At 68.3% G+C, this 16,369-nt stretch carries 16 protein-coding genes; 6 read left to right on the forward strand and 10 right to left on the reverse strand.

What is annotated here, in order from left to right; genetic code table 11:
• Positions 1-11 precede the first annotated feature (11 nt).
• Both gltX and ASE22_RS15780 read left to right on the forward strand, forming a co-directional pair.
• Positions 12-1,424 (forward strand): glutamate--tRNA ligase, encoded by a 1,413-nt coding sequence (gene gltX / locus ASE22_RS15775; protein WP_056361669.1) that lies wholly within the window; start codon positions 12-14, stop codon positions 1,422-1,424.
• Between the two features lie 65 nt (positions 1,425-1,489).
• Positions 1,490-2,773 (forward strand): citrate synthase, encoded by a 1,284-nt coding sequence (locus ASE22_RS15780; protein ID WP_056361672.1) that lies wholly within the window; start codon positions 1,490-1,492, stop codon positions 2,771-2,773.
• A gap of 91 nt (positions 2,774-2,864) precedes the next feature.
• Here ASE22_RS15780 and ASE22_RS15785 read toward each other — a convergent pair whose 3' ends face one another.
• The 4 genes from ASE22_RS15785 to ASE22_RS15800 form a co-directional block, all read right to left on the reverse strand.
• Positions 2,865-4,217 (reverse strand): sensor histidine kinase, encoded by a 1,353-nt coding sequence (locus ASE22_RS15785; RefSeq protein WP_056361673.1) that lies wholly within the window; start codon positions 4,215-4,217, stop codon positions 2,865-2,867.
• A complete protein-coding gene (locus ASE22_RS15790; protein ID WP_056361678.1) occupies positions 4,214-5,326 on the reverse strand; it encodes a DUF2336 domain-containing protein in 1,113 nt (370 codons plus the stop codon). The genes ASE22_RS15785 and ASE22_RS15790 overlap by 4 nt, the downstream gene beginning before the upstream one ends.
• Positions 5,327-5,368: 42 nt before the next feature.
• The gene (locus ASE22_RS15795) at positions 5,369-6,577 is read right to left on the reverse strand and encodes a hypothetical protein (protein ID WP_056361680.1); all 1,209 of its coding nucleotides are present in this window, start codon (positions 6,575-6,577) and stop codon (positions 5,369-5,371) included.
• Positions 6,578-6,702: 125 nt separating this feature from the next.
• Complete coding sequence (locus ASE22_RS15800; RefSeq protein ID WP_235538170.1) at positions 6,703-6,966, reverse strand: hypothetical protein; 264 nt, start codon at positions 6,964-6,966, stop codon at positions 6,703-6,705.
• Positions 6,967-7,078: 112 nt separating this feature from the next.
• On the opposite strand from ASE22_RS15800, the gene ASE22_RS15805 reads away from it, so the two are divergent.
• From ASE22_RS15805 to ASE22_RS15820, 4 genes are all read left to right on the forward strand, one after another.
• On the forward strand, positions 7,079-9,505 hold the full coding sequence (locus ASE22_RS15805; RefSeq protein ID WP_056361687.1) for a hypothetical protein: 2,427 nt from the start codon (positions 7,079-7,081) through the stop codon (positions 9,503-9,505).
• A 69-nt stretch (positions 9,506-9,574) separates the two neighbouring features.
• Positions 9,575-10,282 (forward strand): uracil-DNA glycosylase, encoded by a 708-nt coding sequence (gene ung, locus ASE22_RS15810; protein ID WP_056361690.1) that lies wholly within the window; start codon positions 9,575-9,577, stop codon positions 10,280-10,282.
• 7 nt (positions 10,283-10,289) lie between these two features.
• A complete protein-coding gene (locus tag ASE22_RS15815; RefSeq protein ID WP_056361692.1) occupies positions 10,290-10,943 on the forward strand; it encodes a GNAT family N-acetyltransferase in 654 nt (217 codons plus the stop codon).
• A gap of 58 nt (positions 10,944-11,001) precedes the next feature.
• Positions 11,002-11,466, forward strand: a complete 465-nt coding sequence (locus ASE22_RS15820; protein ID WP_056361696.1) for a pyridoxamine 5'-phosphate oxidase family protein — start codon at positions 11,002-11,004, stop codon at positions 11,464-11,466.
• 157 nt (positions 11,467-11,623) lie between these two features.
• Here the strand turns inward: ASE22_RS15820 and ASE22_RS15825 are convergent, their stop codons facing one another.
• The 6 genes from ASE22_RS15825 to ASE22_RS15850 form a co-directional block, all read right to left on the reverse strand.
• Positions 11,624-12,214, reverse strand: a complete 591-nt coding sequence (locus ASE22_RS15825; protein WP_235536448.1) for a permease — start codon at positions 12,212-12,214, stop codon at positions 11,624-11,626.
• Between the two features lie 208 nt (positions 12,215-12,422).
• Positions 12,423-13,046, reverse strand: coding sequence for a hypothetical protein (locus ASE22_RS15830; protein WP_056361698.1), 624 nt, complete (start codon positions 13,044-13,046; stop codon positions 12,423-12,425).
• A 292-nt stretch (positions 13,047-13,338) separates the two neighbouring features.
• Positions 13,339-14,127, reverse strand: coding sequence for a hypothetical protein (locus ASE22_RS15835; protein ID WP_056361701.1), 789 nt, complete (start codon positions 14,125-14,127; stop codon positions 13,339-13,341).
• A gap of 88 nt (positions 14,128-14,215) precedes the next feature.
• The gene (locus tag ASE22_RS15840; RefSeq protein WP_056361705.1) at positions 14,216-14,764 is read right to left on the reverse strand and encodes a 2'-5' RNA ligase family protein; all 549 of its coding nucleotides are present in this window, start codon (positions 14,762-14,764) and stop codon (positions 14,216-14,218) included.
• Between the two features lie 104 nt (positions 14,765-14,868).
• Complete coding sequence (locus tag ASE22_RS15845) at positions 14,869-15,339, reverse strand: hypothetical protein (RefSeq protein ID WP_056361708.1); 471 nt, start codon at positions 15,337-15,339, stop codon at positions 14,869-14,871.
• 100 nt (positions 15,340-15,439) lie between these two features.
• Positions 15,440-16,132 carry a hypothetical protein gene (locus ASE22_RS15850; RefSeq protein WP_056361710.1) on the reverse strand — a complete coding sequence of 231 codons (693 nt, stop codon included), beginning with the start codon at positions 16,130-16,132 and terminating at the stop codon, positions 15,440-15,442.
• Positions 16,133-16,369 lie beyond the last annotated feature (237 nt).

A 16,369-nucleotide genomic window follows, 5' to 3' on the forward strand; every position in this document is an offset into this window, starting at 1 on the left:
TGGGCGCAAGCATGGAAAAGCAGACAGTCGTCACCCGTTTCGCGCCGTCGCCGACGGGCTTCCTCCATATTGGCGGTGCCCGCACCGCGCTGTTCAACTGGCTGTTCGCGCGCCACCATGGCGGCCAGTTCCTGCTCCGCATCGAGGATACCGACCGCGCCCGCTCGACCGACGCGGCGATCGAGGCGATCCTCGACGGCATGACCTGGCTTGATCTCGACTGGGATGGCGAGGTCGTCTACCAGTTCGCCCGCGCCGAACGCCATGCCGAGGTCGCCCGCGAACTGCTGGCCAAGGGCCATGCCTATCGCTGCTACGCGACGCCGGAGGAGCTGGCCGAGCTGCGCGAGCAGCAGCGCGCCGCCAGGCAGCCGCTGCGCTATGACGGCCGCTGGCGCGACCGCGATCCCTCCGAGGCGCCCGAAGGCGCGCCCTTCGTCATCCGGCTGAAGGCCCCGCGCGAGGGCGAGGTGACGATCGACGACCAGGTCCAGGGCCTGGTGACGGTCCAGAATGCCGAGCTGGACGACATGATCCTGCTCCGCTCGGACGGGACGCCGACCTACATGCTCGCGGTCGTGGTCGACGACAACGACATGGGCGTCACCCATGTCATCCGCGGCGACGACCATCTCAACAACGCCTTCCGCCAGCTCGCCCTGATCCGGGCGATGGGATGGGCCGAGCCGGTCTACGCGCATATCCCTCTGATTCACGGGGCCGACGGCGCCAAGCTGTCGAAGCGGCACGGCGCGCTGGGCGTCGATGCCTATCGCGACGCGCTCGGCTTCCTGCCCGAGGCGGTGAACAATTATCTGCTGCGGCTCGGCTGGGGCCATGGCGACGACGAGATCATCAGCCGCGAGCAGGCGGTCGAGTGGTTCGATCTGGCCGGGGTCGGCCGTTCGCCCTCGCGCTTCGATTTCAAGAAGCTGGAGAATCTCAACGGCCATTATATGCGCGAGGCCGACGACGCCCGGCTGGCCGAGCTTATCGCCCCCGGAGTCGCGGCGCAGGCGGGCCGGGAGTTCGATTCGAACGATCATGACCTTCTGCTTCGCAGCATCCCTTTCCTGAAGGTAAGAGCGAAGGATATCAACGAGTTGACCGAAGGTGCGAGCTTTCTGTTTCGCACCCGCCCGCTCGATATGGACGAGAAGGCCGCATCGCTGCTAGACGGACCCGGCAAGGCGTTGCTGGCCGAGGCTCGCGAGGCGCTTGCCGCTGCTGACGACTGGTCGGCGCCCGCTCTCGAGGCGGCGGTCCGGTCGGTGGCGGAACGCGGGGGGATCGGCCTCGGCAAGGTGGCGCAACCGCTTCGGGCCGCGCTCACCGGCCGCACCACGTCCCCCGGCATCTTCGATGTCCTGGCCCTCCTCGGCCGTGAGGAGAGTCTGGGGCGGCTCGACGATCAGTTGGGGTGATCGGGCGCAAGGATTGAACCGGGACTGCCGCTCGCGGCTAGGGGCCAACGACAGGAGATTGGAACATGGCGGATAACGTGAAACTGGAACTCGGCGGCAAGACGTCCGAATATCCGGTCCTGTCGGGAACGGTCGGCCCCGATGTCGTCGACATCCGCAAGCTGTACGCCGCGACCGGCGCCTTCACCTATGACCCGGGCTTCACCTCGACCGCATCGTGCCAGTCGGCGATCACCTATATCGACGGCGACGAGGGCGTCCTGCTCCACCGCGGCTATCCGATCGACCAGCTCGCCGAGCAGTCGAGCTTCATGGAGGTCTCCTACCTGCTGCTCAACGGCCAATTGCCGAGCGCCAAGGAGCTGGAGGACTTCACCTACACGATCAGCCGCCACACCATGCTGCACGAGCAGCTGGCGACCTTCTATCGCGGCTTCCGCCGCGATGCGCACCCGATGGCGATCATGTGCGGCGTCGTCGGCGCGCTGTCGGCCTTCTACCACGACTCGACCGACATCAACGATCCCAAACAGCGGATGATCGCCTCGCACCGGCTGATCGCCAAGATGCCGACGATCGCGGCGATGGCCTATAAATATTCGGTCGGGCAGCCCTTCCTCTATCCGAAGAACGACCTCAGCTACACCGGCAACTTCCTGCGCATGACCTTCGGCGTTCCGGCCGAGGAATATGAGATCGATCCGGTGATCGAATCGGCGATGGACAAGATCTTCATCCTCCACGCCGACCATGAGCAGAACGCCTCAACCTCGACGGTCCGCCTCGCCGGTTCGTCGGGCGCCAACCCGTTCGCCTGCATCGCGGCCGGCATCGCCTGCCTGTGGGGCCCGGCGCATGGCGGCGCCAACGAGGCCGCGCTCAACATGCTGCGCGAGATCGGCACGCCCGACCGCATCCCGGAATATATCGCCCGCGCCAAGAACAAGGACGATCCCTTCCGCCTGATGGGCTTCGGCCACCGCGTCTACAAGAATTTCGACCCGCGCGCGAAGGTGCTCGGTAAGGCCGCGACCGAGGTGCTCGACAAGCTGGGGATCAACGACCCGGTGCTCGACACCGCCCGCGAGCTCGAGCAGATCGCGCTCAAGGACCAGTATTTCATCGACAAGAAGCTCTATCCGAACGTCGATTTCTATTCGGGCGTGATCCTGTCGGCGATCGGCTTCCCGACGACGATGTTCACCGTCCTCTTCGCGCTCGCCCGTACCGTCGGCTGGGTCGCGCAGTGGAACGAGATGATCTCGGACCCCGAGCAGAAGATCGGCCGCCCGCGCCAGCTCTACACCGGCGCGGCGAACCGCGATTACGTGCCGGTCAGCCAGCGCTGATCCGATCCCATCGAAGACTGAAGCAGGCCGGGGCGAAAGCTCCGGCCTTTTTCTGTGTCCGCCTCTCCTCTCCCGGGATAACGGTTTTCCGCTACTGCCCCGCCGGCAAGGTCAGCACGAAGCGGGCGCCCTGCCCCGGCGCGCTATCGACGCCGAGGTCGCCGCCCATCGCGCGGGCGAGGCGGCGGGAGATGTAGAGGCCGAGGCCGCTGCCCGTGCCGTCGCGCAGGCCGAGCCGCTCGAACCGTTCGAAGATGCGGTCCTGGTCGCCCTCCCCAATGCCCTCGCCCGCATCGGCGACGATCGCCGCGGCGATGTCGCCCTCGCGCTCGCAACGGATCCAGACGCGGCCCCCGGGCGGCGAATGACGGATCGCGTTGCTCAGCAGGTTGATCAGCACCTGCAGGATGCGGCGCACGTCGCCGAACGCCATCACCGGCTGGCCCGGCAGCGGGCCTTCGATCGTCACCCCCGCGCCGGCCGCGCGCACCGCGAGCAGGGCGGCGGCGCGCTGGGCGGTCTCGACCAGATCGACCAGGTCGACCTCAGGCCGGAAATCGGCGCGCTCGATCGTCTGAAGGTCGACGAGGTCGTCGACCAATGCGAGCAGGTGGCGGCCCGCCCCGGCGATATCCTCGGCATAAGCGGCATAGTCGCGCCGCACCGGTCCATCGCCGCGCCCCGAGATGTTGTCGGCATGGGCGATGATCCGGTCGAGCGGCTCGCGCATCGCCTGGCTGAGCTGGTTGCCGAACGCCTCCTCGAGCGGGGCGGGATCGGGCAGGCGGAACGACGGTGCCGCGTGCGGCGCGCGGCGGCTGACCAGCAGCTGGTAGCCGGCGAAGCCCTCGGTCTCGCCGAGCAGCGGCACGCCCGCGACATGCACGGCGATGCCCGCGCCGAGCCGGAAGACGGCGTCGTGATCCTCGAAGCGGTCGGCTGTCCGCGCCGCGGCGACGATGCTCGACACGCCCTCCTCGACCGGGCTGAGTGCGAACAGCGCCTCGACCGGCTGGCCGACCGCGCCCGGCAGGTTCGACGGCGGGTGGGTGATGCGCAGCATCGCGTCGGTCTCGACGATCCAGTCGGCGGTCGCGCGGCTGAAGTCGCGCCAGCGCAGCGCTTCCAGCGTGGCCGGGGGCTGGATCGCCGGCGTCTCCTGCCAGCCGGTGATCGCCAGTTCGGCACCGGTTCCGTCGGGCCGCGCCCGCACCCACAGCTCGACATCCTGGTCGCCCTGCGCCGCGATCACCCGGCGCGACAGGGCGATCCCGAGCCGCCGCGCCAGCCGCGCGACCGAGGAGAGCTGCGGGACGGCAAGCGGGCCGCCCGCCACCCCGCCCGCCCGCTCGTGCAGACGGGACAGCGGCGGATCGGCCTCGATCAGCCGCCCCCGTCCGTCGACCCTCCCGATCACGGGGCGGACGCTGTGGGGCGCGTTCATCGCCGCCGGCCGCCTTCGCCGATCTCGATCACCGCGCGGCGATAATTGGGGTCGAGCCGCCAGATCAGCACCGCTTCGGCCGCCTCGCGCTGGCCAAGCGCATCAAAGGCGTCGGCACGCGCGACGAGAACCTCCTCGTCGATGCCCTCGGCCGAGCCGATCCGCCACAGCATCGTCACCGCGGCCTCGCGCCCGCAATCGATCGCGCGCAGGACGGTACCCAGCATCATCCCCGACATGTCGGTGACCATCGACCAGACCCCGGCCGAATCGATCCCGGCGCGGCGCGCGATGGCGGCAGTGAACAGCGCCAGCCAGCCTTCCTCCAGCGCGTCGGCGAGCAGCTTGTCGTCGATCAGCCCGGCCTGCCACAACAGCCCGGCGAGCGCGTCGGCACGGCCATCGAGCGTGTCCGCATCGTCATGGTCGACGAGCAGCCCGCGCACCGCGCCGGCGAGCAGCAGGTCGGCCTGGCTGTCGGGCATGGCGTGGTGGCGGATCAGATAATGGCGCAGCGCCGCGGCCACCGCCCAGAGCAGCTTGCGATGCGGGCCCGGTGGAAGATCGGTGCGCGCCAGTGCCGGATCGCCGAACGGATCGTAGCGGCGGCTTTCGGCGACGAGCAACGCCATGGTCGCCTCGGCGATCTCGCCATCGCCAAGGTCGAGCAGCCGCTGGGCCAGATCGGCGACATGATAGGGCGAATCGCGGCCCAGAGCCAGCGCGAGGCGGTGCTCGTCGACGCGGCGCAGTATCGCCGCGACCAGATCCGCCTCGCGCAGCAGCCCGGTCCGTTCGAGCAACGGCTGCGCGATGGGCGTCGTCGTCGATCCCAGGGCGGCGAGCAGTTCGGGACGCGGCTCGTCCGCCAGCGACTCGATCAGGCGGATGCGCAGGTCGTCCTCGATGGCGCCGATCAGCGCCCGCATCAGCTGGGCGACCTGGGCGCGATGCTGGTCGGAGAGGTCGGGGGCGCCGTCGCGAAACAGGTCGATCGCGGCCCGGCCGACCCGATTTTCGGCACTGTCCAGGGCGCGCGCGGCATCGGTCAGCCAGCGCGCCGACGCAGCCTTCCCCATTTCCTGCCGTTCGTCGTCCAGCCCCATCATGCTTCGTTCATATCGAGATGTCGTTAAATCGAAGCTAAGCCCTCAAATGTCACAAATACGAGCGCTCTTCCATGCCGTAAGAAACCTTTCGAGAAAGGATAGTACGGCATAGACGGTGAGCGCGGCCAGCATCCAGCGCCAGCCGCCCAGCACCGCGAGCAGGGGTGCGACCCAGACCAGCGCATCGCCGCTCGCCAGCCAGCGCGGCGCCGGCACCGGGCGGATCGCGGCGACGACCACGTCGAGCGCAGCCGCGCCGGCCAGCGCGGCCGGCAGCAGCGCCGCGACAAGCCACCAGCCCCAGCCGCCCTCGGCCGCGAGAAGCCGGGTGAGAAGCACGAGCACCGCGAGCGCCGCCGCGTGGCGGGCCAGCGCGGTCAGCGCGGCCGGTTCGGCGACGCCGCCCCAGATCCGCGTCATGCGCTGCGCCGCCGATGCCGTCGCCGCCCCGATCGGCAGCAGCAGCGCGGCGCCCCAGAACAGCTTGCAACCGGCCAGCAGCGCGGCAAGCCAGGCGATCCCTACCGCGGCATAGGCGACGAGCCGCTGGTCGATCTGGCGCGCGATCAGCGGCCCGATCAGCGGCGCCGCGACCAGCCGGTGGAGATGGAGCTCGACCCAGTTGCCCTCGCCCGGATCGGCGCGGCGCATCAGCCCCGCCTCGATCGGCCCGATCGCCGCGGGGCCGATCGCGAGCACCGGGGGCGGCAGCGGCCGCTCGCCGCTGGGGTCGAGCGCGTCGATCCGCACCGCGTCGGCCTGCACCAGCCGGCGCAGCAGGGTCGAGCTCAGGTCCCAGTCGCCGAGCATCCGCGCGGTCGCCTCGAGCGTCGCCTTGTCCATCAGCGCATAGCCGGCCCAGCGCTCGGCCGCGTCGATCCGCTCGAACGCGGCATAATCCTGTGTGTCGGGCAGCGCGAGCAGCGCGACGCCCGCCTCGTCAGCCAGCGCGTCGATCGCGCCCTGCGCGGCGACCGCGCCGTCGGCGACCAGCATGATCCGCTCGGCGGGGTGGAAGCGATCGATCGCGTCGGCGACGCTGCGCGCTATCTCGATCCGCGCGCCCTGCCGCCGCAACCGGTCGATCGCCTGGGCGAGCACCGCCGGCACGCGTTCGACCAGCACGACGATATGTGCCGCCCCGGCCGCAGTCGCCAGCCCCGCCTGATGCTCGATCAGCGTGCGGCCGGCGAGCGGCAGCGTGGCGCGCAGCCCGTCGCCGATATCCGTCTGGTCCTGCGCGGCAATCAATGCTGCGAGCGGCAATGAGCGGTCCCCCGTCGGCAAGCCGCCGGGATAGAAGCAGTCGCGCGATTCTGCAAAGCGATATGGCGCGGAAACTGTGCGGATTCGGGTCGACCCGGTCGGGCGGCCTGTCAGCGGCAGTCGGCCAGCGCGTCGGCGACCGCGTCGAGCAGCAGCGGATCGGGCCCCGCATCGGCGGCGCGGGCGGCCACCGCCATCAGGTCGACCAGGTCGAAGCTGGCGGCCAGGCCCTGCAGCTTCAGCGCCTCGTCGCGCCAGGCCGCGACCCCCGGGGCCTGCGACATCGCCGCGACATGCCGGGTTGCCGAGGCGAGGAACAGCGCGCGCAGTTCGGCGACGAGCTTGCCGTCTCCGCCGACCGATTCGGCCAGCATGCTATCGAGAATTCCGGGGGCGATGCTCATCCCCGCATAGGAGACGGGAAGAGTGAAGATTCGGTTAGTCGAGGCTATCGCTCGACTCGCGATTCCTGTAGATGGAGAGCGCATGGGGAAGGCACCGCATCCGCTGGATCGCTGGCGGGCCGCAAACGCGGCCGAGGCGGACGCCGTTCGGGCTGCGGCCGCGACCGGCGAGCCATCCCCGTCCACCCCCGAGGACAGGTCCGGCGGCGAGCTGCTGCTGGGCGAGCCCCACCATCCCGCTCTGGACGCCACAGCGACGCTGCCGCCGCGGCGCCTCGGCGACGTCGCGATCGGGGTACTGCTGGGCCTCCTCGGCGCGGGCTGGATCGGCTTCCTGGTGGGCGGCGTGGTGCCGACCTCGCCCGACCTTCCCGCGATCGCCAACAGCATCGCGCTGGCCAGCGGACCGCTCGCACTGCTCGGCATCCTCTACATCCTGCTTCAGCGCGGCGCGCGGCGCGAGGCGGCGCGCTTCGGCGAGACGGCGCTGTCGATGCGGCTGGAAGCCCGCCGGCTGGAAGAGGCGGTCGCCCGCGTGACCGCCGCGCTCGACGACCGCCGCGCCGACCTGGGCAGCCACACCAGTGTCCTCCTCGACGAGGGCAACCGCGCCGCCGAGAAGCTGCAGCAGATCAGCATGGACATGCGCGACGAGACCGACCTGCTCGCGCGCCAGACCGAACTGCTCCACAATGCCGCCGGGGTCGCCCGTTCGGACATGAGCGGACTGATGCTCGACCTTCCCCGCTCGCTCGACATGGTCAGGGAAGTGTCCGACCGGATCGGCTCGATCGGCGGCACCGCCCGCGATCATGCCCAGGGCCTGTCCGACGCGCTGTCGGCGATCGTCGCGCGCAGCCATGAGGCGGACGAGATGATCGGTGCCGCGTCGGGCCGGCTCGCGACCCAGATCGGCCGGATCGAGACCCGCACCGAGCGCACCACCCGGACGATCGAGGAGACCACCTCCGCGCTCGGCCACGCAATCGACGCGACGCTCGACAAGACCGCGCTCGCGATCGAGCAGACCCGCACCGGCCTCGACGCGCAACGCGAGGCGATGGCCGCGATGATCGACCATGGCCGCGCCGCGCTGGACGAAGCCGGCACTGCGGCCGCCGCCGCTATCGCGCAGCGGCTGACCGACATGGGCGGCCTCGCCAACGCGCTGTCGCAGCAGCTCGTCCAGCAGGACGAGGATGCGCGCCGCCTGTTCGCCAATCTCGAACATGCGCTGGGCGCGATCGAAAGCCGCTTCGAGGCGCTGGGCGCGACCGGCACCGAGCAGACCGCCGACCTCGCCGAACTGGTTGTCACGCTGAGCGAGCATGTCGACGGCCTCGGCCAGGCGGTGACCAACAGCCTGGCGGGCGCGCGCACCCTGACCGACCGCGCCAACGCGCTGCGGATCGCCTTCGATTCGATCATCGGCAATGTCGAGCGCGACCTGCCCCAGGTGATGCACAAGGTGGAGAGCGAGGCGGCGCGCGGCGACGCGACGATGCGCGCGATCACCGCCCAGGCCGAGCAGCTCAGCCAGACGGTCGAGCGCGCCACCGACCGGCTCGGCTCGGCCGACATGATGATCGACCGGCAGCGCGACGCGATCGCCGGGCTCGGCGACCTTGCCGCGCGCCGCATGGCCGGCATCGCCGCCGAGGGCGATGCACTGCTCGAACGCCAGCGCGAGCTGTCCGACGCCTTCGCCGAGGAGGCCAATGCCCGGCTCGAGGCCCTGCGCGACCATTCGAACGAACTGGGCCGGCTGATCGCCGAGAGCGAGGCCAACATGCGCTCGCTCTCCGAACTGTCGGGCGGGCGGCTGGTCGACGCGATCCTCAAGGTGCGCGAGACCGCGTCCGAGGCCGCGCGCGGCGCCCGCGCGGCGCTCGAATCGATCATCCCCGACGCTAGCGAGAAGCTGGCGCGCAGCGGCGCCGAGGCGATCGAGCGCGCCTTCGGCGACCAGATCACCCAGCGCATCCACCTGATCTCCGACACCGCCGAGGCCGCCGTCGTCGCCGCCAACATGGCGAGCGAGCGGCTGCTGACCCAGATGCTGTCGATCACCGAGGCCGCCGCCTCGATGGAGAAGCGGGTCGCCGAGGCCGAGACCCGGCATGACAGCGTGTCGCAGGAGACGGTCAGCCGCGAGGTCGCGATCCTGATCGAGCATCTCAACTCGGCGGCGGTCGACGTCACCAAGCTGCTGTCGCACGACGTCCCCGACGGCGCCTGGAAGGCCTATCTCCACGGCGACCACGGCGCCTTCACCCGCTCCGCCGTGCGCCTGCTCAAGCGCGACGAGGCGAACGGCATCGCGCAGCTCTACGATGGCGATCCCGCGTTCCGCGAGCATGTGAACCGCTATATCCACGATTTCGAGACGCTGCTCCGCCGGGTGCTGGCGAGCCGCGACGGCGGCGCGCTGGCGATGACGGTGCTGTCGTCCGACATGGGCAAGCTCTACGTCGCCCTCGCCCAGGCGATCGAACGCCTGCTTATATGACCTTTCCCGATCCTCCTCGCCGAAGCGGGGAGGATTGAAGAAGGCGGCGTCCTGCGGCACACAGCCGGCATGGCCGAGATTAAGCTCCACGACAGTTGGAAGACACCGCTCGCCGACGAGTTCGCGGCGCCCTACATGGCCGCGCTCAAGGCGTTTCTCACGAGCGAGCGGACCGGCGGCAAGCGCATCTTCCCCGCCGCCGGCGAATGGTTCCGCGCGCTCGACCTCACCCCGCTCGACAAGGTCCGGGTCGTGATCCTCGGCCAGGATCCCTATCATGGGCTCGGCCAGGCGCACGGACTGTGCTTCAGCGTCCGCCCCGGCGTCCGGCCGCCGCCCAGCCTCGTCAACATCTACAAGGAACTGCACGCAGACCTCGGCATCGCCCGGCCGGGACACGGCTTCCTCGAACATTGGGCGCGGCAGGGGGTGCTGCTGCTCAATTCGGTGCTGACGGTCGAGATGGGCATGGCCGCCTCGCACCGCGACCGGGGGTGGGAGACGTTCACCGACGCGATCATCCGCCTCGTCAACGCCAAGCCCGATCCCGTGGTCTTCATGCTGTGGGGCAGCTACGCGCAGAAGAAGGCGGCCTTCGTCGATTCGACCGACAGGGGCGGACGCCACCTGGTGCTGAAGGCGCCGCACCCCTCGCCGCTGTCGGCGCATGCCGGCTTCTTCGGCTGCCGGCATTTCTCCAAGGCCAACGCCTTCCTCGCCGACCATGGTCTGCCGCCGATCGACTGGGCGCTGCCGCCGGTCGAGGCCGCGGCATGAGCCCGCCATGGCCGCGGTCGACGCCGGGCTGATCGCGGGCTGGCTCGCGGCGCGGTCGGCGGTGCGCGGCCTGCCCGCGCCGGTGTCCGATCGCGGCGGCTGGCGGGTCGACACCGGCCTGCCGGGCGAGACGCGCCGCCATGTCTTTCCCGCCGCCTGCCCCGGGCTGGTCGCGCTGGGCGCCGCCATCGACGAGCCGCTGGTGCTGCTCAAGCTCGCGGGTACCCATGCCGAGCTGGCGGCACTGCTGCCGCCGCGCTGGCGGCTGGAGCCGCTCGCCCATGTCATGACCTGTGCGGGCGGCTTCGGCGGCGGCGACCTGCCCGACCTGCCGCGCGGCTACCGGCTGCTGCTCGAGCGCGACGGCGACCGGGCTTTCGCGCGGATCGTCGCCGCCGACGGCGGCACCGCGGCCAGCGGCCATGCCGCCGAGCGCGACGGGATCTTCATCTACGACCGGATCGCGACCGAAGCGCCGCACCGCCGGCTGGGGCTCGGCCGCGCGCTGATGCTCGCCCTCCAGGGCACCCGCCGCGCATCCGCCTCCCGCCAGGTGCTGACCGCCACCACCGACGGGCGCGCGCTCTACACGGCGCTCGGCTGGCGGGTGCATTGCCCGTGGAGCACGGCCGCGATCCCGGCCCCGGCGTCGGCCGCGTAACGAGCGGAGCGATCGCGCGCCGTCCGCGTTCCCCCTCCCCAATGTGAGGAGAGCTGCCATGAACGGACGGACGGGCGAACGGACCTTGGCCGAACTGGCCGAGAAGATGCGCGACATCGATTTCGCGATGTTGTCGACCCGGACCGCGGGCGGCGCGATCGGCGCGCGGCCGATGAGCAACAACCGCGAGGTCGATTATGACGGCGACAGCTATTATTTCACCTATGAAGACACGCTGATGGTCGCCGACATCCGCGCCGAGCCCAGGATGGGCCTGAGCTTCCAGGGCAAGAGCGGGTTGCTCGGGCTGCGCCCCTTCTTCGTCGCGGTCGAGGGCCGCGCCGACATCGTCCGCGACGGCGACCGCTTCGAGGAGCATTGGAGCAAGGACCTCGACCGCTGGTTCCCCGACGGCATCGCGACCCCCGGCCTGGTCATGATCCACGTCCGCGCCGAGCGCGTCCATTATTGGGACGGCGAGGACGAGGGCGAGGTGGTTCCGACCGGGCGGGCGGGGGCGTAAGCATGAGCGCCTAGCGCGACCGGCTGGGCCGCCGCCGCCGCATCGCCTCGCATGCGTCATTCCGGCGGAGGTCGGATCTCGGCGGCTCCCGCCTCGCGCGCGTCTCCACTCTCCCGAGATCCCGGCCTCCGCCGCGATGACGGCCGGAAGGGTGGGCTCAGGCCGCCCGATCGAGCAGCGGCCCCATCGCGACGATGTCGCCGGCGCTGAACAACAGCCGGCCCGGCGTCGCGCCCTCGACCGCGTGGAAGAAGAAGGGGGTGCCGAAGCCTCCCCCCTCGACGAGCTGCGCCGCCATGTCGGCGGCCACCGCCATGACGAGGTCGACCTGGGCGCCGCTGTCCGACGGCACGGTCGCGTTCAGCCTGCGGTCCATATAGGCGCGATACTCGGCCAGGGTCGTCTCGGGCCGGTAGAGATAGTTGAGCTCGCGATAGGGCTCGCCCGGCCAGGGATAGACGACGTAGCGCATCTCGAGTTTGCGGAAGCCGTCGGGGAATTGCTGGTGGACGACCTGGCAGACCGCGCAGTCCTTGTTGGTGAACATGTAGCAGATGCCGTCCGACGGCGCCTCGCGCGCGGGCTCGCGGATGCTGGGCAGCATGGCGAGCTGGTCCCAGAAGGGCGCGAGCGCCGCCTGGAAACCAGCCTGCGCGGCTATCCCCGCGTCGCCGGCGCGGGCGATCGACGCCCTGCCCGCGAGCAACAATCCCGGCACGGCGGCCAGCAGGCTGCGCCTGTTCAACATGTTGGTCCCCCGACCTGATCGTCACCGATGCGACGCAACCGGTGTAGCGCGGCGCGCGGCGGCTGAACAGCATCCCCCGCACGCGCCGCCACACCCGTCGCCCGCTCTACCTCCGGACGGAGGCGATGGCGGGGAACCTTGGTGGCGCCCCGCCACGCTACCCCTTCGACCATGTCCGCTATCTCGGCGACCGTCTCCGCGCGCGGCTTCAGCGCTGCGGCGTACGCCTCGGCTGGCTTACATTCTGCGCGACGTCCGCCGCGGCGGCGCCGGTGAAGGCCGCTGAGGTCTTATGCAGATCGTTGGTTCCGTGCCAAAGCTTCAACACCGGGTCCGTGACGGGGTTCCCGAAGCCGTTGTGGACGCCCTCATGAATATGCTTCGGCAGTATTTTCATGTTGGCCGGATGGTTGCGCCACAGCCCCTCGATGCGCCGGGCTTCGCGGGACGTCGGAGCCGCTCCCTTCATGGGGTAAACATGGTGGATCACGAACTCTTCGGTATTGCCCGCCAGATTTCTGGCCTTTTGTTCGATCTTCCTGATCCGGCTAAGCTGCGTACTCGAACTGGCGAGAAGCCGCGCCTTCCTCATCTTGTTCACCGCTCTGGTCAGTTTCACGACCCTTGCTATTGGCGCGAAGGGCGAGATCTCGGCCGCGAGCATGGCCGTGTTGAACGCGGCACCGGCATAGTCCCCGTCCTGGAGATCGGCGGCCGCTTGCCAGGCGCTACCGACGACGGGAACGTTGGCATAATAGCCGGGGTCGGGAATATCGGGGATATTGGCGCGTGACATGTCGAGCGCGTGTTGCACGCGCTGTTCGAAACTCATGTTGGGTGGTGTCGGCCGGGCGGCCGGATTGCGAGGCGCGCCGGCGGCCGCCAGGGGCCGCGGCTGCCGGGGTGGCAAGCTCATCGTCGATTGCTCCGTTGAGGAACGGTGCGCGGGATCGCCGCGCAGACAAGCATCTGCGAACCGCGTCACCGACTGTTGGATTGGGGGCGCCTGCTCGTGCCGGACTTGTCCGCTAGCCGCGCGGGTGACCGAAGCATTCGTTCAAGGCATGCCGACCCTTGCACGAAACATGTTCCGTGTCAAGAACAAAATGGGAACATTGGCTAGATCAGAACAGGCTCGTCGCCTGTCTGTAAGTGTCCTTCATCATCGTCGCCAGGTCGGGCGCCGCCCAGATCGCATCCCCCTCGTCCGGAGAATCGGGTTCCCAGTCGGCGATGAGACGGGATTTAAACTCTGCCAAGCCGATCGGATCGATTTCCTCGAGCTCGAGATCGAACTCCGCGGCAGGCGTGAACAACTGCCACCAGCGCTTTTTCGCGAGCGGACGAGCGAGAATGAGTGACCGGACAATCCATCGCCGCTCATGGTTGTCGACCAACTCCATTCCGATCAGCGTTTCGCGGCGAACATGGTCCGGAGGACAATGCGTCAAACCCGCGAGGCTATCGAAGAGCAGCGCGCCTTCCTTGTCCGTGAACCCGGCCAGCGGAAATATGAAATCCGTCTCCGACGCCTTGATCGTCTTTCCGACGCTCGATGGCTTTCGGTCACGAAGCGGTAATGGCGTTCGACTCTTGCGGGGACGACAAGCGGGCCGAACTCTTGGCGGAACAGGTGGAAGCTCTTCGAGCATATATTCCACACGCCAATTGGGCAGCGCGAAGCCTGTTAGCTCCGAATATTCAATTCTCTCGATCTTCCGAAACGACCGGACGATCCATCGACGCTGCGAAGCATCGATGATTTGCATGTCGGAATACGCACCCCTCTTTGCCCGGGCCGGAATGACGCGCGTAAGATCGTTCAGCTTGCGACATGTCCAGCGCTCGCCGTCGCCCTCGATAATCTGGACAGGGAATTCGAACGCGATATCGTTTGAGCTGACGAGCGCCATCTCGGTTTTCCTCTAAACGCCAAGGGAAGTTCCATCGTCTCGACGCGAAACACAAGCCGCATCGGCCGCAAAACGAGCGTGGAACGGTCTACCCCTCCAGCACCCAGCGGCCGAGGTCGACATGCTCGGTCAGCCCGACGAGGCTGTGGACCAGCGAGAACTCATGCGCCCGCCAGCTGATCGGCAGGATCGCGCGGCGTTGGCCGGTCTCCTGCCCATAGGCCAGCGTGACATGGGGTTCGAAGCGGAAGCCGCGATTGGGCCAGATGCCGGCGTCGGCGACGGCGAGCTGGAGCTTCCGCTGGAAGGTCTTGAGCACCGGCATCGGCTCGCCCGGCGTCAGGCAGGTGACATGGCCGTTGCCGACCAGCTCGTTCATCGCGATCCGCAGTGCCGGCCCGCGCACCCGGGCGGCGGCGGCGCACAGCGCATCGACGAGGCCCCGGGTGGGGGTCATCGGCAAGTCGAGCGACCAGAGGGTGAGGTGGAGCCGGTGGTCGAGCACATGGCTCCGCGCCACCCCGATCCCCCCGCGCACATCCGCGATCTCGGCCACCGCCTCCGCGCTTGGCTTCAGCGCGAAGAACAGGCGATGGAGAAGGATTTCGTCACTGTCGACAGACCGCAGAAGACTCATGATGTTTCTCCTTTGTTCTTATCGATACAGGATCATCGATAAGAACAAAAGAAGAAACATGTCGCGGACAAAGGAGTTCGATCGGGCCTCTGCTGCCGACCCGGTCAGGGGTGGAAGCCACCCCAGTCTGCTAGCCCGAGGATATGGGATATGTCCCCGTTAGTCTGGGTGTCCGCAAGACTATCCAGCAGTTCGCGGATCTGCTCATCGTCTTCTCCCATCGCCCTGAAGTCGATCACCGATCGATCGCAAACGCGCTGGCGGACGACGTCGAAGGCGACATGGCTACCCTTTTCGAGCCAGAGGTCGGCGCGGAAAGTCGGGATAAGCAAGCGCCTCACGATATGCCACCACCGTAGCGGCGGCGGCTCATGGACATCGACGGCGCGCACGAACCATTGCTCGCCATCGTTGTCGACCAGTTCCAGGCCGATGAGAATGCCACCGTCCAACACCCATGCCTGAAAATCGGTGAACCAGCACTCGTCGTCGAAATATTCGATGTCGCCGGTGGTGCGAAAAGCCATCACCGGATAGGCCAGATCCGCATCGATATGCCGGGTCAACGTCATCATGGCATGCTCCTCATGACATCGCCATAGACTGGAACATATCGGAAACGAAATCAACAGCGAGGATTCCTGATAGCGAAGGACGGATCTCTCCTTGTCGGGATTATCGACGACGCGCTGCAGGCGGTGGGGGCTGGCGCTCTTCCGTCACGGCTTCCACGCCGTCAGCGCCCTTGCCGACGACACCCGCCGCCACACCCTTTTCCAGTTCGTTCGTACCGTGCCAGACTTGACGCAAGCGACCGGCGCCGTTGTTGCCATGCGCCAAGTGGTGGTTGCTCTGGCTCATGACCTTGAGCAGCGCAGGATGGTTCCGGATAAGGCCAGGCGTAAACCGCGTTGCTTTCGGAAGAAGGTCCCATTTGCCCAGGGGGATCGTGTGGTGCAGATGTTCGCCGGCTTTCTTCAGCCCGGTCTTGGTGTAGAGCTTGGCCAATTGAGCGGCGGTCAGGGACGATAGAGGCCTGCCGTTGTTGGCCGCTTTCAGGACCTTCATCACCCGCCCGACCTTGAGGACCGCTCCAATGGGTAGCGCGTCGGCGACGGCCATAGCGGTGTTGAAAGCGGCGCTACCATAGTCGCCGTCCTGAAAGTCGGCCGCCGCTTCCCAGGCGGGTCCGACGACGGGTAGGAGGGACGCGCCCGTTCCCGGCCGTGCGATCCTTCCGTTCCAGTTGGTGACCGCCTTTCTCGACTCGTTGAGCGCCCTGAGCGCCCTGGTCTGCCAATCGTGAGGCTCCTCCTGCGATGCCGCTATTCCGCCCGTCGGGCGCAATCGCTGCGAATAGTGAGTCATGGCTTCAACGTCCTGTTCTTGATGGCACGCGACACGTCATCGATGACGCCATCGCGTCATCCGACAGAGGTCTGCGTTGGGGAGAAAGCCGTGTGTCAGTACCGGACTTGTCCGCTCAGGGAGCGGGTGAACGGATACCGATTTCTACGGTGGCAGAACACTTGCACAAAACATGTTACGTGTCAAGAACAAAATAGGAACACGCGGTTTGTCAAATTGCCATTCTGACGATCAACG

This window comes from Sphingomonas sp. Root720, assembly GCF_001428605.1.
Taxonomy (GTDB): Bacteria; Pseudomonadota; Alphaproteobacteria; order Sphingomonadales; family Sphingomonadaceae; genus Rhizorhabdus.

Excerpts from the sequence above, each read along its gene's own strand:
- ASE22_RS15830 (WP_056361698.1), bottom strand. The coding sequence starts at position 13,046 with ATGAGTTTCGAACAGCGCGTGCAACACGCGCTCGACATGTCACGCGCC.
- ASE22_RS15845 (WP_056361708.1), bottom strand. The coding sequence starts at position 15,339 with ATGATGACGTTGACCCGGCATATCGATGCGGATCTGGCCTATCCGGTG.
- ASE22_RS15785 (WP_056361673.1), bottom strand. The coding sequence starts at position 4,217 with ATGAACGCGCCCCACAGCGTCCGCCCCGTGATCGGGAGGGTCGACGGA.
- ASE22_RS15815 (WP_056361692.1), top strand. The coding sequence starts at position 10,290 with ATGGCCGCGGTCGACGCCGGGCTGATCGCGGGCTGGCTCGCGGCGCGG.
- ung (WP_056361690.1), top strand. The coding sequence starts at position 9,575 with ATGGCCGAGATTAAGCTCCACGACAGTTGGAAGACACCGCTCGCCGAC.
- ASE22_RS15780 (WP_056361672.1), top strand. The coding sequence starts at position 1,490 with ATGGCGGATAACGTGAAACTGGAACTCGGCGGCAAGACGTCCGAATAT.
- ASE22_RS15840 (WP_056361705.1), bottom strand. The coding sequence starts at position 14,764 with ATGAGTCTTCTGCGGTCTGTCGACAGTGACGAAATCCTTCTCCATCGC.
- ASE22_RS15850 (WP_056361710.1), bottom strand. The coding sequence starts at position 16,132 with ATGACTCACTATTCGCAGCGATTGCGCCCGACGGGCGGAATAGCGGCA.
- ASE22_RS15825 (WP_235536448.1), bottom strand. The coding sequence starts at position 12,214 with ATGTTGAACAGGCGCAGCCTGCTGGCCGCCGTGCCGGGATTGTTGCTC.
- ASE22_RS15820 (WP_056361696.1), top strand. The coding sequence starts at position 11,002 with ATGAACGGACGGACGGGCGAACGGACCTTGGCCGAACTGGCCGAGAAG.
- ASE22_RS15835 (WP_056361701.1), bottom strand. The coding sequence starts at position 14,127 with ATGGCGCTCGTCAGCTCAAACGATATCGCGTTCGAATTCCCTGTCCAG.
- ASE22_RS15800 (WP_235538170.1), bottom strand. The coding sequence starts at position 6,966 with ATGCTGGCCGAATCGGTCGGCGGAGACGGCAAGCTCGTCGCCGAACTG.
- gltX (WP_056361669.1), top strand. The coding sequence starts at position 12 with ATGGAAAAGCAGACAGTCGTCACCCGTTTCGCGCCGTCGCCGACGGGC.
- ASE22_RS15790 (WP_056361678.1), bottom strand. The coding sequence starts at position 5,326 with ATGATGGGGCTGGACGACGAACGGCAGGAAATGGGGAAGGCTGCGTCG.
- ASE22_RS15805 (WP_056361687.1), top strand. The coding sequence starts at position 7,079 with ATGGGGAAGGCACCGCATCCGCTGGATCGCTGGCGGGCCGCAAACGCG.